We start from the raw sequence: 19,586 nt of genomic DNA on the forward strand, positions 1-19,586 counted from the left end.
AATGGACGTTCTAACCGAAAATTTGTTCGCTTTTTTGAAAGGCTTTTTGAACTCTATTATAATGAAACCAATCCTTCTAGATTTGAAAGGAAAACCTAATGAATAAATGGCTGAAAGCATTTCTGTTCCTGGCGGGGGCCGGGATATTGACGAGGCTGATTCCGTTCTCCGACTGGTTCCGCGTCCTGGATACGATGGTCCATGAGCTGGGCCACGCCGTGATGACGCTGTTCATGTCGGGCCGGGTGCTCCGTATCGAATTGAATCCCGATCACAGCGGGGTGACATACTCGATCCTGGGATCCACCGGGTGGAGCCAGGTGGCGGTGTCGCTGGCCGGTTACATCTCCGCATCCTTGTTTGCGATCGCCTTGTTTTACGGCTATTACAAGCAAAAACAAGCCGCAGGACTTGTTGTCAACACCGCGCTCGCTATAACAATGATCGTCTTTTTCGTGCGGTCCGGTTACGGGCTGAGATGGCTTCTTATTTTTATCGTCGTCAACGTGTTGTTCTATCTGATCGGCGGGCGGATTCGGAATTTCTATTATTTGCTGCTGGCGTTTCTCTGCTTGGAAGAATCGGTCATGGGGCCGTTCACCATATTGGTGAGATCCCTCACCGCTCCGGGTCAAGCCGGGGATGCCACGAATTTGGGAACCATCACGATCGTCCCTGCTTTCGGGTGGGCACTGCTTTTCCTCGTCATTTCACTCTTTTGTGCCCTGGCCGCATTGCAGCTGTTCTGGAAAGAAAGACAAGACAAAAAGACCGCCGCTCCAGGCTAACATGCCGGGCAGTGGTCTTTTTTCATGGGGATAGTGGAATCGGTGCGACTGTTTATGATATTTAGACTAAATTTTGCTTGATGGCTACTATTGGGTGGCATGCTGTAGGAGCATTATGGCGAGTTTTCCGCACACATTTTTCCAGATGTATAGCTACGTGGCGAGTTGGGGTCGATTTTTCATACACATTTCGCAAAAAACCGCCGATTCCACGCATTATGGTCGATACTTCATACACATTTCGCACAAAAACCGCCAATTACTCATAATATGGTCGATATTTCGCCCACAATCCGCAAAATGGGTCGTATCACGCATAATATGGTCGATTTTTCATACCCAACTGCACCATTTCGCTTCGACCTTGCTTAACCACTCCACCGTACACGACAGCCATCCGAACATGCCCCGGAACAATGCCCCCGTACAGGGAAAAGTGCGCACGATGCCTGTTCAACATGCCGGCGGCGACTTCAAGTTACTGGGCAAAAAAGTTCATGACGAGCATACACCGCAACAGCTACTTCATCCCCATCCGCTCCAGCATAAACTCGGCGAAATCCTTCAACTTTCCGGCATCCAGATCCACGTCGCTTCTTTTTCCCGTATACTTATCCAGGCAATGCTCCACGATTTCCGTATAAGGAGCGGGGAGGTGGGACAGCCCCCATTCGCCGCCTTCTTTTTTGGAGGCAACGCCTCCCTCTTCCTTGTAAAAAAGCACCCGGCACAGGTTCAGGACATAATATACCGGATTGTCCGCAATTTCTTCCGCCGCATTTTCGATATCGCCCTTTATGGCATTCAAGTAGTATTTTTCGTCGATCGGGTTGAACCGTTCGTGAAAAGGCCTGCCGTACAGGGCAACCCCGCGATGATAAGCTACCATGAAATGCGCCGCCAAATCGGGATCCCCGAACCCGCCGCACATATAATTGTCGTCGGTCCGATATCTCTCCCTGTGGAAAGCGGAGTAATGAAACTCAAACGGCGCCGGGTGCGTGAACTGCTCAAAATTCCGATCCAGCACCACGCTTAATTCGATGCCGTTCGCGGCGGTCAACTTTTCCTCGGCTACGATCAGGCGTTTGGCAATTCGCTTGTACGTCTCATGGGCCTGAGGCGCGCCGACGGTAATCAGCAAATCGATATCGCTATGAGACGGATGAAAGCAGTTCATCGCCATCGACCCGTGAAGATAAATCCCTGTCAGCGCATCGCCCAGTTCTTCTTTAAAAATCCGGACAATATCGTCCAAATGGACTTGATGATTCATAACAGTTCCCTTTCTTTTATCCGACGAATCAGATCCGTCACTTCCGTTAAGTTGTTGCAAATATAATCCGGCTCCGGGCCACCCGTTTTTTGTTTGTTCAAGCGGTTCAGCCAGACCGTTGTGATGCCGACGCGGCTGGCCCCGCCAACATCGCTCGTTAGCGAATCCCCGATATGGATCACTTCCTGCGGCAATAGCCCGTTTTTGCTCAGAGCCTCAAGAAACAGCTCCGGCCTCGGCTTGTACGACCTGACATCTTCGCTGGTATAAATGCCGTCCACCCGGATTCCGTGTGCGGTGGTTGCCGCAAGTACATCGGCGGTATCTATATTCGATAAAATGTAAACTTGGAACCCTTTCAGCTCCTCCAAAAAAGGAAGCGTATCCGCATAGATTACTGGCTCCACCCAATGAGCGAATTGTTTTCGGACAAGTTCACGAACATCGCCCGTCGACTTGAATCTGGACATCGTCTCCTGCAACGAATCGATGGTGAGCTCCCGTTGGGATCGGAAAGAGTCGCCGTAACTATTCTGGAACAAATTCGAGAATCCCTGCCACCAATGGCTTCCGATTTCTTTGATGTCGCAGGGTTCAACCGCATTCTGCCGCACCTCTTTACAAATCAACGGGATGATCTCATCATCCTCATGGACCAATGTTCCGTAAAAGTCCAAAAATATCGCCTTTACGCTCATCTTGCCGGCTCCTCCCGCGGATTAAAATGGTTCCTCACGTACAATTCCTTTCCAATAGTCCCATGCCTTCAAGTACTCCGGCAAATCATGAGGATGGTGTCTTATACTCAAACCAACCCGGCAATACAGCTGCACGGATACCTCGGCGATTAACTTCCGCTTGTCCACCCGCCCTTGCTCCAGATGCTCGTAGGCACCATACAGCGTATCCAGGCTGATTTCTTCGGGTGAAGAACAAAAGGCGTAAACAAAGTCATAGATGAGCGGCCCAGCCATCGGCGAGGGATCGATGACACCTGCCAACAAGGAGCGGTCAAACACAAAATTATGCACCCCGGTATCACCATGCAATACATACTTTTCTTCGGGTGGCATTCCAGGACCAAACCATTTTTCGACCTGCGCTTGGATGAACGTATAATCTTCCTCTGTCAGAATATCTCCGATATTGTCTTTGGCTTGCTCAATGCTGATTTCATGGAATCTCTTCCAGGACTCGAGAGGATATTCGAGCCTTCCCCACGCTTCGAGCGGCGCCGGTTCGTATCGATTCAGCAATTCCTTAACCAGCTTGGTTAGCCATTCTTGTTTTGGACCCTGGGGAATATGAGTGGTCCCTTCAATGAAAGTATAGATAAAGAACGAGTGGTCGGGAGCCGTATAAAGGAGCTTCGGAAGTAACGGGGAGCTTTGATAGGTAGCCAAAAGTCGCCCGACCATTTCGATTTGGTAGGGATCGTCAAATTTCAATGTATAAGCTTGGCCCTGGTCGGATTCCAGCTTATAGACAAGACCGCTCGTTGTCCCGGACAAGCGCTTCATGTTTATAATCTCACCGCGGCCGATATACGACCCAAAAATATCGTTTGCTTCATGGAGCGTAATTTCCGTTCTCACGGATCCTCCTGGCCTTTTCATATCGTTGACGGATTTAATTTTATTTTGATCAAAAGCGAATACCCACTTTTCGGCCTTTACCGCATAATCGTCTTCTGCCGTTACGCGTTGCACGATTCTTACCGTTAAACCCGTAGCCGTTCGAGCAACGGGCCTCATATCTACGATACTTCCCATATTATACGTACCTGCCGGAAATTCAAGGTAAACATTGGTTATAAAATCATCGGTAACGAGCGAATTGACTTCATCACGATCCCGTTCGTCATAGGCCATAATCCACCTTAATGCCACATCACGATTTGCGGTATAGGTCACGCTCGAATTGGAACATAGATAGATCCATCAATGATTTTAGGTTCCGTGCTTGTTTTGACGTGAGTTTCTCATAAAAACCTCCTAGTTCATCTTTTTTGATCCCCAGCTTGCTATAAACGCCTCGGCTTCCTTGGTAGATTTGAAAATATGAATCTCCTTATCGCTTTGGACCCGTTCCAAGGTGTTCACGATCTTTCCTCTGCTGCGCTTTTTAAAATTCCAAATCCATTTCAAAAATTCGAAATCTATTTTTTCTTTGCAGCCTTCCGCCATATCCGCCCTTGTTTTCCCGTGATACATCACCCTTCGCTTGATGACCCTGTAAATGCAAAGCCATCTGGGCAGGTCGAAGAAAAACACGGTGTCCGCACCCGCCAGCCGCTGCTCCAGCGTCCGCGAGAAATTGCCGTCCATTATGAATGCATCCCGCCGCAGCAGCTCTTCGATCGTCCGGTCCCATTCCTCCTCGGCCGAGGCGACCCAGCCCGATTTCCAATATAACGCGTCCAGATGGATGACCGGCAGATTCGTGACCATCCCAAGCCTTTTGGAAAAGGTGGATTTTCCCGATCCGGCACAGCCCAGGACCAATACTTTTTTCATGACTGACAATGCCTCCACGATTTGTTATGAATCTGTTTCCGTCTGTACCTTATATCTCATCCGAATCATGTCCCTGCACTGAATCCCGTTCTCGTAGATTTCTTCGTCGTAGTTTCTGACAAAAAAATCCGGGTCCACGCCGACGATGCGAAACCCGCATTTTTGATAAAGCGCCAACTGCAAGAGACTGGAATTCCCGGTTCCGATTTCGATCGTTTTGACGCCCTGTTCCTTTGCGATTTCGATGGCTTGCCGCACTAAAAATTTGCCGTATCCTTTTCCCTGGGCATCCTCCCGAACCGCGACATTCATGATCTCGACCGTCTCCGGTCCGGTATTCAGAAGAACAAAAACTCCAATCACTTCCTCGGAGCTCGAGGCCGGGTGGGCCACATAACAGCTCCCTCTACTTAAGTATTCGTCCACCTTCACCCGGGAAGGGTCCGCTAGCAGCAGCAAATCATAAGGAATGGGATCACCCGGTGAAAGTTTTTTTAACGTTAGTGTAATTTTCATAATTCCTCTCTTTTCCTCTAATCCTGATACCAACCCGGTTGAATCCGGTCAAAATAATGATGATCCTCCAGCACCATGTCAATCTTCTCCATCATATCCCGGAGCGTGTCGGGGACCACTTTTAAAGTCCAAACGACGGACGAAAACACGGAACATGGCCGTGTAAACGGAGTAGAGTCTCCAAAACGCCTCCGGTGGCCGCCCGCCTTTAAAATAACCATGAATTTGCCCGATGGAAAAAGGGACGCTAATCTCTCTGCTGAAAAATCCGAGCTTCAAAAATTCGTGCACGGGGTCGCCCCAATCGTACCGGTTGAAATCAATCACGCCCGATAACCGCTTGTCCTTCACGATCAGATTGCCGACGTGAAAATCATCGTGCTGAAACCGGTTCGGCCTGTTCTCCATACAGCTGAGATTATGTTCAATGAACGACATGATCCGGTCGTCGTTTTTCACCCTCACTCCGCAGCTCAGATACTGTTCGATATAGCGCTTATGCTTGGCCGCTTTCCGTTCAAACCAGGGCGGGACGTCGGACGGGGCGGGGAGCTGATTGATTTTCCGCAGTACTTCTCCAGCCTCCAATCCGATGGCGTACTGTTCGCTTTCCGAACAACTAGGCAGTTCATCCGTCGCATCCATACCGTCAATATATGAAAAGAGCATGTAACCGGCCGTTGAAAGCTTGCCGATTTCCACCGGCTTCGAGCAATTCACGCCTAGCATTTCCATCTGCCGCATGAGGCCAAATTCTTCATGTTTGCGTCCATATTCGTTTAAATCAAAGATTTTGAGCAGCAGATGGTTGCCATCCTTGGTCCGGACCAAAAACTTTTGATCGCCGGAATATCCTTTATGTATGGGTTCTATGCTGCATTCTTGGATCGATTCCATTTCCGCGCGAATGCTCCCGATGTCATTTTCAGAGCTCACCGTAAAACCTCCTGTCCTGGTTACCATTCAACGATGCCAGTGGCGGTATAAGGGTAATCGAGCTGCTTTTTCACCAATTCAGCCGCTTCCGCTCCCGCAAATTTTTCAATCATATAAACGCCCAGGTCAATGGATGTCGCCACGCCCCCTGCCGTAATGACGTTGCCGTCCTTCACGATTCGGGATCGGATGACCTCTTGGCAGTAGGGCTCAAGCAACTCGTACACGTTGGGATGCGTCGTCGCCTTTTTGTCCTTTAAAAATCCCGCAGCTCCCCAGATCAAAGCCCCCGTGCAAACCGAGACTTTATAGGGGGCAGGTTCCGCCGTTTTGATCCAGTCGACGAATTCCCGGTCATCCTTTAATTTTCTTGTGCCCATTCCTCCGGGAATAAAAACAAGATCGTATCCGCCAAGATCAGGTTTAAGCACGTTTACTTTCACCTTCATACCAAGCTCATCCGTGACCTCGTCGGTCAAGCCGCAAATATCCCAGGTGGTGCCTTTCGTGGGCTCGAACAGATTTAACCGGTAGATCACGTCATAGAATCCGACAAAATCAAGAAACGTCACGCCGTTGAACAATACGAATGCGATTTTCATAATAGGCCCCCTTTTTCCCGAAAAACGAAATACCCGACAGCCTCTTGTTCTGTCAGGTATTCATCGATGAAAGTATTCTTTTTCCAATATATCATCCTCACGGCATTAATTCATCTCTTCTTTGCCGGATTAATTTTTCGATGTACTCCGCGTTTTTTTTCGATTCGTCCGTTCCGTGCCCCGACTCCAACCGAATGATGTCCCGATAAGAGACTTCCTCCGTATTGCCCCATTTTTTCCAAGGCTTTTTATCATAGAGATGATGTTTAAAATACTCTATCGGATGAATCGATCCGGGGGCGTAATTATAGGTTCCCATGTTATAGGGGTCCACGACCATTTGCCCCGTCTCCGTATTGTAAACGGCCTCAAACCTGCCGTTCGCCGAAACGAACTTGACGTTTAATGCGGCGTTCAATCCTTCGTTGCTGTACTTATGATATTTTGCGCTGAATAACCTCCACTCGCCTTTCGCGGCCAAGGTGATCATGTCGTCCAAATTCTCGGGTGCATCGCTGTACTCGTTCAGCGTGTTCCTGAAGTAATGCAATTCCTGGGTGATCCCGCCCAGTTCTCGAACATGTTTATCAAAGGTTTCGAAGAACCGGTTAAAGTTTTTATGATCGGTTAAGGCATCCGGGTTCTTTTCGAGATCTTCCATCATTCTGCTTAGCACGGATTGGGCCGCGATTTTTTTTGAACCGTCGAAAACATACCATGTATCGTTCCGGTTGTTTACCGTTTCAAACAGTTCGCCGAGTTCCAAGAAATAATCATCGGATAAAAATTCCGACGTCCGGGGGTGATCTATATTTGCATTCCAAACCGTTCGGTTCTCGGCGAGACCCATGGATAGGAGACCGATGATTAGAATCAAGATGACAGTGAAGTATTTAGCCGCTCTTTTTCTAACCATGGATCATTCCTCCTACCCTTTTTCTTCCTGTATTATATCCATTCATGCCTCCGATTGATCCGGTTTCCACCCGTTTGATGAACCGGAAATCTTCCCGCTAATTTCGCCACATATGGTGATTTCCCATCACTAACGGGAATTTCTCCCTCTAATTCGGGTAAAAACCCGACTCCACGGCCAAAAGGAACGATTTAACGGGAGCTTTTCCCGTTAATCCGGCTCATCATGCCCTATTGGCGAAATTAGCGGGAGAAATTCCTGTTTTTCTCAGCCCTGCCCCCGGCTCAAGTCCGTTTCACCGATTCCTTGATCGTGACGTCTTCCGCCTGATCGTAAATTTCATAAATTTCAAAGGTCCCCTCTTCAAAAAATAACGGGAATCTTCGCTGAAACCACGGCTGCATCGGGTAATTCAACGCCTCACGGATCGGGATCCACGCCAACTCTCCTTCCGGAGGGTCCGCCAGCAGTTCGCCTTCATACGAAGTCGCCACGTAGTTGAAGACCATGTATCTGAAATTTTGCTTCGGATCCACAAATTCATCCAGGCCCTTGTAAACAAGGTCCTTCACTCTCAACCCGGTCTCTTCCCAAACTTCGCGGATCGCCCCTTCGGTTAAGCTTTCGGGAAACTCCACCTTCCCGCCGGGACCGATCCACCCGGGAAACCCGCGTTTGCTGGGCCGGTTGACCAATAATACCTTGTCCTCATCCCGAACCAGGCACATCGTGTAAAGCACAACTTTAATATCTTCTTGTTTGTTTATATATGTTTCCACCATATCCCCGCACATTCCGGAACCGTTGTCCATTGATTGTTTTTTACTTTCGCCGCCAGCTCGTCACCGAAGAAAAATCCGGTCAGCTCCTCCGCCTCTTCCAGACTTGAAAAAGCGTAATCCATCCTGATCCAGCGATGATCAAATCCATAATCTTCTTCAAGAACGCGGTAATACTCCGTAAGAAAAGCCGGAGGATCCGGAAGCTCCGTGCCGGTTCCCATCGTTTCGAAAATGATGACCGTACCGCCCGGCTTTAACACGCGACGTATTTCCGACATCACCCGGTCTATATTTTCCCGCCAATTCGGATCATTGGAACTCGCCAAATAACAAATGCTCCACCCCGACACGACCAAATCCACGCTTGCGGTCTCGAGGGGAAGATCCCGGTGATCGGCTTCAACCGTAGACCAACGGGTTAGCTGCAGCGCGGACATTTTTTCGGCCAGCACATCCAGCATCGCCTGCGAACTGTCCGTGCAAATAAGCGACTTCGTTTCGGCCCCGATCACGCACGACAATCTACCCGAGCCCGCGCCAAGATCCGCGACATCCAGATTCCGGTAAGGCCGGATCTCCCGGATGACCTCCGCGAGACTCGGCTGCCTGCTGATCATTTTCTCGTACATTTCGGCTTGCTTCGCATAGATTTCCTCATGATTCGGCATGTTAAAAATAACCCCCTTTTTACGGTTTTCGCCCTTCATTCATACACAATGTATACGAATTCATAGGAAATTGTAAAGATTTGATTCTTCGCCAAGTTTCAAAAAAAACTTGAAATTTATAAATATAAAAGAAACGGGGCTGTCATCCCATCTAACACTGCATGTGTTTGAGATGACTCCCCGTTTGATTTTTCCGTATGAATTTAACCGCAAACCTTGATCATCCATGCCGACAACGCCTTTTCAATAATGGATTTCGTCGTATCCAGGTCGTTGCCCGAAGCGACGGACAATTCGCTGCAAAGCAATTCTTCCGCTTGTTTCAACATCCTTTGATCGGTCATCGTCAGTTTTTTTCCGTTTTGGGTGCATTCGTATCTTTTAAAATGGATGATTTTCATCACGCGAATCAGATCTTCGCAATCGTGAGTTTTCAGCAGTGCTTGACATTCGTCCGGCGTATTCGGCTTCGGATTCGACGGAGTCTTGGTTTCGCCCGTAATTTCCACAACCAGCTGCTTGGCTTGCTCTCTAGTGACCACGGGACGCATATACACTTTGGTATCTACCGGCGTGTAGATCACCTCCGAGCTAAATACGGGCACCAACTTGTAATACAGCTTTTTTTCGCCGCCTTGGACTACAACTTGAGGATAATCGATCGAAGTAATTTGACACACGCCGCTTTGACCGTAAACAATGAAATCTCCAATTTCAAACATGGGTTACCTCCTTCGTAAAGTCGGAAAAACCCCGAAGCAAACGGGTCACAAGCGATCCTTTGCTTGGGGCGAGTCAACTTACTATCTTAAATTCGATATATCTTAAGTATAACACATATATGTCAAGTACCTTCGTTCAGACTTTTCCATTCCAGCCATCTAGATAATCGTCGAACACTTCCCGGTGGATTCTCCTTCTTTTACCGCCTGGATATATCCCTCAAAATAGAACGGAATATGATCCTCCTTGCCATTGACGATTCTTCCCCTGGCTTTTTCAAAAGCAAATATCGATACCGCAAACGCCGGCTCTCCCGTAACAAGAACCGGTTGTTCTTTTTCCTGAACCCAATAGTAGTTCCCGCCGAAATTCCTTCTCGCCACCTCAAAAATATAGCAGCCCGCCATGGATGACGCGGAATCCAACGTATCGCCGTCAACCTCGAATTCGCTGAGTTCATCCAACAAATCGTCTACACCCTGCAAACTTTCCACACTAAAATCAAAGTGTCCGCGATCGGCAAAGTTTTCTTTAAAGCTTTCCGCCGTGGCGACAATGTCTTCCAGCAGCCGGTTTTCCATCCTGGATTCCTCCTATTTTACCTGAATTATTTGCAGTGCTCATGAGAAAATCATACCCCGTGGATTCTCTAACATCAGGGTACTCATGTTCTAAGCAAAGCCGACTTATTGTTTTTTAGATCTTCAAATATCGGTTTCTGTACAGCATTAATATCTTCGATTCGGATAGATTCAAGATCAACGAATTTAAGCTGCAATGACTCTTTAGAATTATCCTCATATATTAAAGTTTGTCCGTCGGGCTCTATTCGATCTCGCAAATCTGCATCCGCATTAAAAAGAAACATGACGAAAACCACTTCATTGCCATCAGGGTATGTATACTGCATTCTTTCTCCGCTATAAACGGCATAAAACTCGCATTCACCTACTTCTAATCCCGTTTCTTCCAACACTTCTCTTCTCATGGTGGCCTCGACGGTCTCCCCGGGTTCCATGCCTCCACCAGGTAAGCCCCAATCCCCATAATCCGATCTTCTCTGGAGTAGGATCCTTCCTTCAGGATCCCGTATGATTGCTCCAGCGGTAACTAAGATGTTCATGTTTAAGGGCATCCCCTTTCCCTTTTCATTTCTTAAAGATTCAGGATATAAGCTTCCTTTTCTTATATGATCGGTTATTTTATGCCTAAAAACGATCTGGCGGCCGGGTTTGAAAAGATCTCATTTCCTCCGCAAACGTATGCTATTTTCTCCACGGGAATATATCCCGACGGGGATAATCGCCTTAAACTACGCTCAACTTCTCGATCGCCTGTTCTTGAGTAGGCAGGAAGAAAATATCTTTTCCATGATTGCATTCATAGATGAAATCCTTGAGGCTTTTGCTCGAGTACTCGGAAAAATCCCCGACAATCGCAATCTTGGCTTGGTAGTTGATGAATTTTTGCAGGATTTCCCCGGCAATTCGCGTTTTCAAATCAAAAAACGGTTCGCTCACCGCCGTCTTGTCCACAACGATTCGATCGCACACCGCCTCATACCGTACGGTTGCCATAAGATCCAATGCGGATTGAACATCGGTAATCAGTTCTTCTTCGCTATCGACAATGGCAATCTCTACGCCGTTCCGATGAACTGTCGTTATTTTCATAAACCTATCCTCCATTCGTTTTCATGCATAATATGTTCAAGCATCAAAGTTCTTTTAACATTTGGATCGTGATAACCTTCTTCTCCTCAAGGCTTTGAATCTTCATTCCAACCGGAGTAAAGCCGAGCCTGTGGTAAAAAGCTAAGCCCCTCGTATTGGTGTTGTGGCAAGAAAGTATCAGTTTTTTCGCGCCCAGGGTATGCTTGGCTTTCTCCATCATTGTGCTTATCAGCAATTCGGCGGCTCCTCTTCCCCGATGTGCAGGGGAGCAGATCACATTTCCAAGCCAGCAAAGCTCCTCGGTCTTGTCATACAAATTCGCGTAGGCTGCAACCTGTCCGGTCGAGGAATGCTCAATCACGGTAGGTTCAAAACGATTGGCCAATAAGGACATGATTTGATCGGGAGTTAACGGATACCGGAATTTGGGGCTCATGTAAAACAACTCTTCTTCGGATTGGGGAAAGGCGCATATGGCTTCCAAGTCGTTCTCCCGGAGCTTTCTTGCGACATACATGGCATTCACACCCTTACATCTGGATTTGAAGGCAGTTTAATAGAATGGCTTGCTGAATATAAAGCAAATTTTTCTTAAATGCATAGCCGACAAAATAACCGGAATCGATCACGTCCTTGCTCACTTCCTGATTTCTAAAAAAGGGCGGACAAGGATTGAGCAATGCATTCGGTTTTGCCAATTTCATTCTTTGCATATTAATTTGATACTTGGAATAGTATTCGTCGTTTTGAAGCTCTTGCGGCAATGAATCGGTAAGCACGACATCCGCATGGACCATAGCGGCTTCCAGGTCTGTCGTGAACGAATAGTTTTTATCTAAGCGGCTCATTTGGTGGTTAGCGGTACAAACATGATGGAAATCAAGATCCAGTACTTTGGCGATTTCAACCCATGACTTCAAGATGTTTCCCGCCGGTCCTACAAATACATACTTGAGTTCTGTAAAGTCGGGCCGAAGCTGACGGATGGAATAGATGTCGGACAGGATTTCGCAAGGGTGGTTTTCGGAGGACATCGCATTAATGATCGGTATTCGAGCATATTTGGACATTTCAGTCATCTTATGTAGTTTCGGATACCTAATGATGACCCCATCGATCCAGTTTTCCAAATAACCCATCACATCCGTAAGATCTTCCTTCTTGTCGAGCGTTTCGGGAGGAAAAAGAATGCATTCCCCGCCCAACTCTTTAATCCCTTTCTCAAAGGTGATTCTGGTTCTGAGGCTCGATTCCGGGAAAAACAAGGCAAAGCATTTCCCTTTAAGATACTGGCCGCCGTCCCCGGTTCTTAGCTGATCCCCCATCCGGAATATCGCTTCAATTTCTTCTACGGATAAATCGGAAAGATGCAAAAAGTTCATGGGTTAGCTCCTGAAATGGTATAGTTACATATCTTATAGAACGCTTTGTTGCGGGGATTAGTTCCCAAAAAGATAACCCTCCGTCATTTCAAATGGAGGGTTATTCTTTAAGTTGCCTTTAAAGAGTGGACACCAGCGCTTCCTCGCGGAATCTCTTTAAGATTTCATCCACGGTTTCTTCCTCCGTTAGGTCCGAGGAGTCCAGCCACATTCCGATCCGAGGCGTCTCCTTGCGTAGAACTTCATCCAGCGCCTCAACGCTCCAGATCCCGTATCCTTTCTTGGCCCGGGCTTCTTCCCTCCGGCTTACGGCCGTCGTGCTCGGGCACAGAACAACCACGTAAAGCGGACGATTTCGAACATAAGAAATAAAGTCATTCAGCACTTTGCCGACGACAACATCTTGAACGACTACCGTGAATCCGGCTTCCGCATAGGCATCCGCGGATTGCGCCGCCAGCCGATACCGAAGACGCAATTGCTCCAATTCTTCATCTCCGGCATGAGGTTGAACCTCCCTGCGGTCATTGACAATCATTTTGCGAAACATATCTCCGCGCAAATGAACCGATCTCTCAAAGCGTTCGGCGAGCAGTTGAGCAACGGTCGACTTTCCGCTTGCCATGATTCCCGTGATGAGAATGATGCTTGGCTGTTCCGAGTTCATTTGATCTACACCTCCTTAAAGTTGCCGATAAGGATAGCTCTTTTCCTTAGCGAACCTCTCCTTATCATCACGATTTCTTCGACTTAAACATCCTTTTCAACCCGCCGAGAAAACCTTCCTCCTCTTTAATCACCATCGTTTCCCAACCATCGTATTCGCCTTCGAATTGTTGAGCCGCATGGACCAGATAATCGGTGACACCGCCGATGGAATGGAGCTCCACAGCATCGTTTCTCGAAATCCGAAGCGAGAATGCATTCTCCTGCATACCTTGATCCTCAATATGAAATCCTTCTTTTTGAACCTTCTCCTTGAAAAGTTTCCGCGACTCCTCCGAGTTGAAATATATCCAGTGCTGCACGGGACGAGGTTTCTCCGACCGGTCTCCCAGTTCCTCCAGTTTATCCACCAACTGCCTATTCATCATCCGATGCCAATCGGATTTGCTCGGATATAGAAACTGATGATAAAAAGCCCCCGGTTCCTCTTCCTCAATGAAGCCGATACTATATCTATAGTTTCCAAGATTTTGTTCGGCCAGCTCCTTCAATCGGCTTCCATCCGCTGAATCCGTATAGTAAAAGAAATCCCTTCTTCCGTCCGTCGTGACTCTTCCGACAAACATATAATGATCCCCCAGGGAGTCATGGATCGAATCCTCAAGCTCGTACAAAACGTTTGCTTCTTGATTGCTCGTAAGCCCGTTTCCATCCGGTTGGTTTAAGATGATCCGCAGCCGATACAAGTGCACGAATGTTTCGTACCCTCCGCCGCTCCAAGGTTCCAAATCCAACAGGAAGGAAGCCGGTTTATCGTCAATATAGGTAAAATATGTATTCCAGTTTTCCGACATGGGGTTATACCGCCTTTTTTTATAATTTGCTATTTCTGTTTATATTAAAAAATCGATGATTTCCTTGTTCACATCATCCGCTTTTTCATGGTTTAGGGCGTGGCCCGCATCATTAATGATTTTATACGGAAGACGGTTATTCTCTAATCTCTTGATCGCTTTTGGATAGTAAGTGAGTCTGTCTTTCTCGCCAATCAAAAAGATCACTTTTTCTCTCAGCTTGGAAATTTCCGCATCCTCATGTAGTTCAATTTTATGCTTCATCATCGATTGGTTATTGAAGTATTTCAGCAAATAATACCAATGTTTCATGAGCTCCTCATTCTCTTCGAATATCGAGTAATGAGACCCGCTTAGTTTTCTTAATAGTTTCTTGCAGTTTTTCTCGGACGGAAACAAGGCTTCAGGCAAAAAAGCCGCCGTCATTTTAGCGAAGACCTCAAACTGACTCGAAGGAATTCGTCCTGCCAGGCATACCGCTTTATTCACTTTATCGGGCCTCATTAATGCGTAGTAATAAGTTAAGTATGCACCGTAGGACACTCCGCAAATATGTGCGGTATGTAGATTTAAACCATCGTAAATATCATCGATCCAAGTCACTTGGTTGAAGCTCTTAAAATATTCCGTATTGGGTTCGCTTTTTCCCGAGCCTCCGACGGCGTCGATGGCGATGACGTAAAATTTGTCCGATAGCCCCTGGATATTGTATATCCACATCATTGCCGAATTATCAGCGGTTCCATGAAAAAGCAGCAAGGGAGGATTCTCCGGGTTACTAACCGTAATCACATGCGTTTGGCCGTAAGTCGTCTCGATGTCCTTTTCCTCAAAATCCACTCCCCAGGAATGTAACAGCAAATCGTAAGAATCATATATTAATTGCTTGCCGGACGAGCCCTTATACCTTTTCATCGAGGATATCCCCCCTTGTTTTTGCTGCTAATTTTGGTGCGGATAGGTTTCTTTCAGGAACCTGACGGATTGGTTGATCAACTCGACTAATACATCGATATGAATATCTGCCACTTTATTGATATACACGCATCCTTTTCCGCTCGTGTGCTTTCCAAAGTCCATTAATAACTTCTCCCGCTCCGGATCCCCTGTCGCAAAGTACAAACTGATTTTCGCTTTTCGCGGGGAAAAACCCACGAGAGGAGCGTCTCCTTCATGACCCGACTCGTATTTGTAATGGTACGACCCGAATCCGATAATGCTGGGCCCCCACATCTTCGCTTCACAGCCTGTCGTTTCCGTAAAGATATCCAATAATCGATATGCGTCTTCACGTTTTTTAGGATTCTCGACATTTTCGATAAATTCAATGACACTGTTATCCGTTTCCTTTGTTTTGAGTTCGTACACGAGTTGTTAATATCGCTCCTTTCAATCTAAGTGATTAAAATTCCAACTTCATTTCAATATTCCAGTAGGTTTACCTGAAACCCTGCTTTTTGGAGCCTTTATCTTATGTATCGTCTTGAGTGTTGTATTGGGTTCACCTTTTCCTCCAAAATATGTGGAAACCGGTAAAGCTCCCGATCTAAAAGATTCGGTATCCCTGGATTGATGAGCGAAACACTCCCAATATGGCTCCCGGGGATCGAACATGATGGAATCCGTTTTTGCGTCAAATGCCTTTTGATAAAGCTCGATTGCCTCGCAACAACGCCCATCCAAATACAATTGCTGCACTAACATTCTTTGATCTGCCTCATTTCATCTAATTGCTCAACTGAACATAAAGCTTCTTCATATGATTATCTTTGCGATATCTCACAAAAATTTCAGCCTCATTACGAATCCAATCGGAATCTATGATCATCTCCATTTCCTCGCTCCCTTCGCCCTCTAACAGCATGGATTCAACGGAAGCACAAATTCTGTCCGACCCCTTCACCTCGGAATTTGTCAGCAGCATGCCGCAATCATATATGAGGTCTATCGAGGTAGTTGTTTTATTTTGAAATCTCATGGTTGTTAAATACCCGGATTCTTCTTCATTTAAGGCCCCTTTTATAGAAACCTTCAAGTTTTCATCCTCGGCTTCTCCCGCGATATATTCCGCTAGTTCCTCGTTTCCTGAATTCGCGGGATCCAATGATTCCATCAACGGTGACCTTTCTTGAAGAACAGGGCTCGCATGTTGCTCTGTTTCATTCATCCGTTGATTTTCTGCAGGGCTGCACCCCCACAAAATAAACAACCCCAGCACGCTCATACAAAAGAATACATGTTGCTTCATAAAAAACATCCCTCATTTAAAATGATCTTGGGGAGCCGCTGCCTTGCATTTGAAATCATTCCCGGATCATATTCGGTCATTTTTCGAATGGATATATTCACTAACTACTCCTCTAATCTGGCTCATATGATGCTTGTCATGCCAGATAAAATCTTTTAAATACGTCTCAATCGTAAACGGATTACCATCCGCATCCATGTACTCTTTTGAAATCTGATCCTGGTCCATCATGCTTATGCGATTTATAATGGACTTCCGATATTCCGCCGCCATGCTGATCAAATCGTCTTTGTTTATATGTTTGCCCTGCTCCATCGCATCCTGATTAAAAAGATCATAGTCGAGATGCTTTAAGGTTAAATTTTGTCCCTGGGCGATACGTTCAATGGCTTCCTCTAAAAAGTACTTATCCCAAAAGGCAATATGGCTAACCACATCATGGATTCTCCATTTCCCCGCTCCAAGCGGTGTTTCCCAGTTCAAATCTCGAATGCGAAGGATAAAATCGTTCCATTCTCCAAATTCGTTGAGCAGTCCGTTCATGACAGAGGCCCCGTTTATGCCCCGCACCAACTTGCCGTCACTTAATACGACCGAAGTCTCTATCTGTCTCTCGGGAACGTTCCAATACGTATTTAATAATTCCTTTTTTTCGTCCGGGGAAACAAGTTTAAAACCATTTTTCTCATAAAAACGAATGGCCCAATCCGCCGAGGCCCAAGTACCTATTAGGACACGTTTATCGGTTAAAGACATCAGATGGGACAGCAGCTTAGTGCCTATTCCTCCATTCCGTTGCCGGGTTCGTACATACGCATGTCTGATCAAAGTTACCTCGCCCTTATCCTGGATCCCCATAATTCCTAATAACTCATCGTTTTCTTCAATCCCCCAAAACACGACTCCATCCTTCATTTCATGATTCAGTTCTTCCATGGACATATAGGGTTCATGATATCTGTCGTCAGGTATCACCCCTTTATAGGCCCTTGCGGCATCGTTGATGATCTGATGGATTTCCGCGATATCTTTGTCATTGCACAATCGAATGGACATGTTATTTCCTCCTGTTTATACACAAATGGTATCGGTTTCAAAGATACGGCTACCTTGAATCTATCCCGTGTTTTTGAGCTTTAATAATAATAAAAGAGGGTCTTCTTCTTTCGCTCATTAATTTTGGCATTTTCTCTAGCCCCTCGACTGTAGATTCCGGTTCGTCGATTTCCTGGATCATCAATCCGCTATGGATCAAACCGTTGATTAACGTCGATATTTTTCGATGGTATTTAATGACCCCGTCGATCCCCCAAAACTGACTTCGCGGACCTTCCTCATTGTAATTATCGATAGGCCAATGAAGCCGGTTTCCATTGGAATCCGTAATCCAGCCTTCCTGGCTTTTATGGGCCAGCACCATGGGATGCTCCGTCGAGAAGATGAGGAATCCGTTCGGCTTCAACCATGTTGCAACCCTGCCGATCAAAGAACCGTAATCCTCAATATAATGAAAAGCTAATGAACTTACGATCAAATCGAACTCATGTCGCTGAAATTCAATATCCTCCATCGAGCTTTGAAAATAATCGATCTGCGGGTGTTTCTTAGCGATCGATAACATCCGCTCGGATATATCTACACCGGTAACTTGCGCTGCTCCACGACGGATAAGATCGATCGCCAGCTCACCGAACCCGCACCCCAGGTCAAGAACTTTCAACCCCTTCAAGTCGGGCAGCATCTTCTTGATTGCGGGTTGTTCAATAAAGTCGTTGTAAGTGATTTTGGATTCCCTTAAACTTTTGTACATTTCGAAAAACTGCGGGTTGTCGTAAAGGTTCTGCTTCATACCCACCTCCATAAATGAAAAGACCCAGCCCTAGATAGCTCATATCTTGGGCTGGATCGATGAATGTCTAAGCTTCTTCCATCATTATACATCCTATAACTAATGGTCGGTAGTCCACCATGTGGATACGGATTTAAATGCTGCTCAAATCCTTTAGAACCACCTTGAGTATATCCTTAGTCTCTTCATGAAGTTCATCATTCAAAATCTGTTGAATAAAGGGAAGGGCTTGCCCTCCGAGTTGTACAAGCTGTTCGTATGCATCATAGTCGGTTCGCCAAAAGCTTTCCATGCTCCCCTCACAAAATTCTCCTCCGTCAATAACTGTCACCCAATGTTTTACCTGCTGTTCAAGAGGGAGCTTTTTTACAGTATTAACCGCCGATCGGAATTCCAGATCTTTCTCCCTCAACTCAGGCATAGCCTCATGCAGCCGGTCTTCGGGTTCACACTTTCGGATGAGCTGGCTCAGAGTTAAATAGTCTCCTCCAACGCCATCTGCAGCCGATACGTATGCGATGAAATCCTCGGTACGGTCCAGCTGTTGGAAGTCGTCCTGCAGACGATGAAGCACATCGATTGCGATCAAAAAGAGCTCGGAATCGGCGATTGTCTTCTCTAATATGTAGTTCTGTTCAATTCTTAAGTTCCTTGGATCTTCCTCAGAAATGCAGGAGATGATATTGAGATAGCTTTCAAGGGTATCCGGCATCTCTTCAAACATAAAAGGATAATCGCCTTCCCCGAATTGAAGTGAACGGTAAAGCTGCTCCCGGCTTTGGCTATAAATCTCGTTCCCTGTCTTTGCATATGTATCTTGGTACCTTGCGAAATATTCATCTACAGTTTCGTCTAACGAAGCACGATTATTTATATACACCACATAGCTGCTAGGATAGGTATCGGTATAGATCGAAAAGGTGTACACTTCTTTGTTTCTTCCTTCTTCAACATAGCTGGCCAAAGCTGCTTTGCAGAAGTCGTAAAGTGCATTTTCCACGTCCTGTCTGCTTACGAATATTCCCTCATCGGGACTAAAGCTCGTGATTTCTTCAATACTTCGTTGCGGTGAGCAAAGCAAATAATTCCCTTTGCCTTCCAAAGCTCTTTTCCCGCTGATTAACTTACCGATATGCACATCATAATAACTCATTCATAATCCCCCTCAATAACGAAACAACCCAGCCCCAG

Annotated in this window: 24 protein-coding genes and 1 pseudogene; 1 reads left to right on the forward strand and 24 read right to left on the reverse strand. The window is 46.5% G+C overall.

Translation table 11 applies throughout. The features are described from left to right. Positions 1–98 precede the first annotated feature (98 nt). Positions 99–788, forward strand: a complete 690-nt coding sequence (locus ACSFXJ_RS16750) for a M50 family metallopeptidase (protein ID WP_435921486.1) — start codon at positions 99–101, stop codon at positions 786–788. A gap of 520 nt (positions 789–1,308) precedes the next feature. Here the strand turns inward: ACSFXJ_RS16750 and ACSFXJ_RS16755 are convergent. The 24 genes and pseudogenes from ACSFXJ_RS16755 to ACSFXJ_RS16870 form a co-directional block, all read right to left on the reverse strand. After that, a complete protein-coding gene (locus ACSFXJ_RS16755; RefSeq protein WP_435921487.1) occupies positions 1,309–2,064 on the reverse strand; it encodes an aminoglycoside adenylyltransferase domain-containing protein in 756 nt (251 codons plus the stop codon). Then, on the reverse strand, positions 2,061–2,762 hold the full coding sequence (locus tag ACSFXJ_RS16760; RefSeq protein WP_435921488.1) for an HAD family hydrolase: 702 nt from the start codon (positions 2,760–2,762) through the stop codon (positions 2,061–2,063). Before ACSFXJ_RS16760 ends, ACSFXJ_RS16755 begins: the two co-directional genes overlap by 4 nt. Positions 2,763–2,783: 21 nt before the next feature. Beyond that, complete coding sequence (locus ACSFXJ_RS16765) at positions 2,784–3,935, reverse strand: aminoglycoside phosphotransferase family protein (RefSeq protein WP_435921490.1); 1,152 nt, start codon at positions 3,933–3,935, stop codon at positions 2,784–2,786. A gap of 123 nt (positions 3,936–4,058) precedes the next feature. Further along, positions 4,059–4,580 carry a DNA topology modulation protein gene (locus ACSFXJ_RS16770; protein WP_435921491.1) on the reverse strand — a complete coding sequence of 174 codons (522 nt, stop codon included), beginning with the start codon at positions 4,578–4,580 and terminating at the stop codon, positions 4,059–4,061. A 24-nt stretch (positions 4,581–4,604) separates the two neighbouring features. Next, positions 4,605–5,096, reverse strand: coding sequence for a GNAT family N-acetyltransferase (locus tag ACSFXJ_RS16775; RefSeq protein ID WP_435921492.1), 492 nt, complete (start codon positions 5,094–5,096; stop codon positions 4,605–4,607). 17 nt (positions 5,097–5,113) lie between these two features. Continuing rightward, positions 5,114–5,993: pseudogene (locus tag ACSFXJ_RS16780) on the reverse strand (aminoglycoside phosphotransferase family protein). 59 nt (positions 5,994–6,052) lie between these two features. Further along, a complete protein-coding gene (locus ACSFXJ_RS16785; protein WP_435921494.1) occupies positions 6,053–6,634 on the reverse strand; it encodes a DJ-1/PfpI family protein in 582 nt (193 codons plus the stop codon). Between the two features lie 97 nt (positions 6,635–6,731). Next, positions 6,732–7,550 carry a hypothetical protein gene (locus ACSFXJ_RS16790; protein WP_435921495.1) on the reverse strand — a complete coding sequence of 273 codons (819 nt, stop codon included), beginning with the start codon at positions 7,548–7,550 and terminating at the stop codon, positions 6,732–6,734. 284 nt (positions 7,551–7,834) lie between these two features. Beyond that, positions 7,835–8,332 carry an 8-oxo-dGTP diphosphatase gene (locus tag ACSFXJ_RS16795; RefSeq protein WP_435921496.1) on the reverse strand — a complete coding sequence of 166 codons (498 nt, stop codon included), beginning with the start codon at positions 8,330–8,332 and terminating at the stop codon, positions 7,835–7,837. Then, the gene (locus tag ACSFXJ_RS16800) at positions 8,314–9,000 is read right to left on the reverse strand and encodes a class I SAM-dependent methyltransferase (protein ID WP_435921497.1); all 687 of its coding nucleotides are present in this window, start codon (positions 8,998–9,000) and stop codon (positions 8,314–8,316) included. Before ACSFXJ_RS16800 ends, ACSFXJ_RS16795 begins: the two co-directional genes overlap by 19 nt. 203 nt (positions 9,001–9,203) lie before the next feature. After that, positions 9,204–9,722 carry a CarD family transcriptional regulator gene (locus ACSFXJ_RS16805; protein WP_435921498.1) on the reverse strand — a complete coding sequence of 173 codons (519 nt, stop codon included), beginning with the start codon at positions 9,720–9,722 and terminating at the stop codon, positions 9,204–9,206. A 159-nt stretch (positions 9,723–9,881) separates the two neighbouring features. Beyond that, on the reverse strand, positions 9,882–10,304 hold the full coding sequence (locus tag ACSFXJ_RS16810) for a hypothetical protein (protein WP_435921500.1): 423 nt from the start codon (positions 10,302–10,304) through the stop codon (positions 9,882–9,884). A gap of 83 nt (positions 10,305–10,387) precedes the next feature. Next, positions 10,388–10,846: an NUDIX domain-containing protein gene (locus ACSFXJ_RS16815; RefSeq protein WP_435921502.1), complete on the reverse strand. Its 459-nt coding sequence runs from the start codon at positions 10,844–10,846 to the stop codon at positions 10,388–10,390. A gap of 184 nt (positions 10,847–11,030) precedes the next feature. Next, the gene (locus tag ACSFXJ_RS16820; RefSeq protein WP_435921503.1) at positions 11,031–11,396 is read right to left on the reverse strand and encodes a DUF4180 domain-containing protein; all 366 of its coding nucleotides are present in this window, start codon (positions 11,394–11,396) and stop codon (positions 11,031–11,033) included. 43 nt (positions 11,397–11,439) lie between these two features. After that, complete coding sequence (locus ACSFXJ_RS16825; RefSeq protein WP_435921504.1) at positions 11,440–11,913, reverse strand: GNAT family N-acetyltransferase; 474 nt, start codon at positions 11,911–11,913, stop codon at positions 11,440–11,442. A 13-nt stretch (positions 11,914–11,926) separates the two neighbouring features. After that, positions 11,927–12,778, reverse strand: a complete 852-nt coding sequence (locus ACSFXJ_RS16830) for an ornithine carbamoyltransferase (RefSeq protein ID WP_435921506.1) — start codon at positions 12,776–12,778, stop codon at positions 11,927–11,929. A 118-nt stretch (positions 12,779–12,896) separates the two neighbouring features. Then, the gene (locus ACSFXJ_RS16835) at positions 12,897–13,445 is read right to left on the reverse strand and encodes an AAA family ATPase (protein ID WP_435921507.1); all 549 of its coding nucleotides are present in this window, start codon (positions 13,443–13,445) and stop codon (positions 12,897–12,899) included. 67 nt (positions 13,446–13,512) lie between these two features. Next, positions 13,513–14,298, reverse strand: coding sequence for a DUF695 domain-containing protein (locus ACSFXJ_RS16840; protein WP_435921509.1), 786 nt, complete (start codon positions 14,296–14,298; stop codon positions 13,513–13,515). A 39-nt stretch (positions 14,299–14,337) separates the two neighbouring features. Beyond that, the gene (locus ACSFXJ_RS16845) at positions 14,338–15,213 is read right to left on the reverse strand and encodes an alpha/beta fold hydrolase (RefSeq protein ID WP_435921511.1); all 876 of its coding nucleotides are present in this window, start codon (positions 15,211–15,213) and stop codon (positions 14,338–14,340) included. A gap of 27 nt (positions 15,214–15,240) precedes the next feature. Then, on the reverse strand, positions 15,241–15,666 hold the full coding sequence (locus tag ACSFXJ_RS16850) for a DUF1801 domain-containing protein (RefSeq protein ID WP_435921512.1): 426 nt from the start codon (positions 15,664–15,666) through the stop codon (positions 15,241–15,243). Positions 15,667–16,024: 358 nt separating this feature from the next. Further along, a complete protein-coding gene (locus tag ACSFXJ_RS16855) occupies positions 16,025–16,546 on the reverse strand; it encodes a hypothetical protein (RefSeq protein WP_435921513.1) in 522 nt (173 codons plus the stop codon). A gap of 66 nt (positions 16,547–16,612) precedes the next feature. Beyond that, a complete protein-coding gene (locus tag ACSFXJ_RS16860) occupies positions 16,613–17,602 on the reverse strand; it encodes a GNAT family N-acetyltransferase (protein WP_435921514.1) in 990 nt (329 codons plus the stop codon). 49 nt (positions 17,603–17,651) lie between these two features. Beyond that, positions 17,652–18,395, reverse strand: coding sequence for a class I SAM-dependent methyltransferase (locus tag ACSFXJ_RS16865; protein ID WP_435921516.1), 744 nt, complete (start codon positions 18,393–18,395; stop codon positions 17,652–17,654). Positions 18,396–18,528: 133 nt separating this feature from the next. Next, entirely contained in the window at positions 18,529–19,548 is a 1,020-nt protein-coding gene (locus tag ACSFXJ_RS16870; RefSeq protein WP_435921518.1) for a hypothetical protein, read from the reverse strand. Positions 19,549–19,586 lie beyond the last annotated feature (38 nt).

This window comes from Paenibacillus salivarius (assembly GCF_051307165.1).
Classification (GTDB): Bacteria; Bacillota; Bacilli; order Paenibacillales; family Paenibacillaceae; genus Fontibacillus.

Coding starts and splice junctions, on each gene's coding strand:
- ACSFXJ_RS16750 (WP_435921486.1), top strand. CDS start 99: ATGAATAAATGGCTGAAAGCATTTCTGTTCCTGGCGGGGGCCGGGATA.
- ACSFXJ_RS16755 (WP_435921487.1), bottom strand. CDS start 2,064: ATGAATCATCAAGTCCATTTGGACGATATTGTCCGGATTTTTAAAGAA.
- ACSFXJ_RS16760 (WP_435921488.1), bottom strand. CDS start 2,762: ATGAGCGTAAAGGCGATATTTTTGGACTTTTACGGAACATTGGTCCAT.
- ACSFXJ_RS16765 (WP_435921490.1), bottom strand. CDS start 3,935: ATGGCCTATGACGAACGGGATCGTGATGAAGTCAATTCGCTCGTTACC.
- ACSFXJ_RS16770 (WP_435921491.1), bottom strand. CDS start 4,580: ATGAAAAAAGTATTGGTCCTGGGCTGTGCCGGATCGGGAAAATCCACC.
- ACSFXJ_RS16775 (WP_435921492.1), bottom strand. CDS start 5,096: ATGAAAATTACACTAACGTTAAAAAAACTTTCACCGGGTGATCCCATT.
- ACSFXJ_RS16785 (WP_435921494.1), bottom strand. CDS start 6,634: ATGAAAATCGCATTCGTATTGTTCAACGGCGTGACGTTTCTTGATTTT.
- ACSFXJ_RS16790 (WP_435921495.1), bottom strand. CDS start 7,550: ATGGTTAGAAAAAGAGCGGCTAAATACTTCACTGTCATCTTGATTCTA.
- ACSFXJ_RS16795 (WP_435921496.1), bottom strand. CDS start 8,332: ATGGTGGAAACATATATAAACAAACAAGAAGATATTAAAGTTGTGCTT.
- ACSFXJ_RS16800 (WP_435921497.1), bottom strand. CDS start 9,000: ATGCCGAATCATGAGGAAATCTATGCGAAGCAAGCCGAAATGTACGAG.
- ACSFXJ_RS16805 (WP_435921498.1), bottom strand. CDS start 9,722: ATGTTTGAAATTGGAGATTTCATTGTTTACGGTCAAAGCGGCGTGTGT.
- ACSFXJ_RS16810 (WP_435921500.1), bottom strand. CDS start 10,304: ATGGAAAACCGGCTGCTGGAAGACATTGTCGCCACGGCGGAAAGCTTT.
- ACSFXJ_RS16815 (WP_435921502.1), bottom strand. CDS start 10,846: ATGAACATCTTAGTTACCGCTGGAGCAATCATACGGGATCCTGAAGGA.
- ACSFXJ_RS16820 (WP_435921503.1), bottom strand. CDS start 11,396: ATGAAAATAACGACAGTTCATCGGAACGGCGTAGAGATTGCCATTGTC.
- ACSFXJ_RS16825 (WP_435921504.1), bottom strand. CDS start 11,913: ATGTATGTCGCAAGAAAGCTCCGGGAGAACGACTTGGAAGCCATATGC.
- ACSFXJ_RS16830 (WP_435921506.1), bottom strand. CDS start 12,778: ATGAACTTTTTGCATCTTTCCGATTTATCCGTAGAAGAAATTGAAGCG.
- ACSFXJ_RS16835 (WP_435921507.1), bottom strand. CDS start 13,445: ATGAACTCGGAACAGCCAAGCATCATTCTCATCACGGGAATCATGGCA.
- ACSFXJ_RS16840 (WP_435921509.1), bottom strand. CDS start 14,298: ATGTCGGAAAACTGGAATACATATTTTACCTATATTGACGATAAACCG.
- ACSFXJ_RS16845 (WP_435921511.1), bottom strand. CDS start 15,213: ATGAAAAGGTATAAGGGCTCGTCCGGCAAGCAATTAATATATGATTCT.
- ACSFXJ_RS16855 (WP_435921513.1), bottom strand. CDS start 16,546: ATGAAGCAACATGTATTCTTTTGTATGAGCGTGCTGGGGTTGTTTATT.
- ACSFXJ_RS16860 (WP_435921514.1), bottom strand. CDS start 17,602: ATGTCCATTCGATTGTGCAATGACAAAGATATCGCGGAAATCCATCAG.
- ACSFXJ_RS16865 (WP_435921516.1), bottom strand. CDS start 18,395: ATGAAGCAGAACCTTTACGACAACCCGCAGTTTTTCGAAATGTACAAA.
- ACSFXJ_RS16870 (WP_435921518.1), bottom strand. CDS start 19,548: ATGAGTTATTATGATGTGCATATCGGTAAGTTAATCAGCGGGAAAAGA.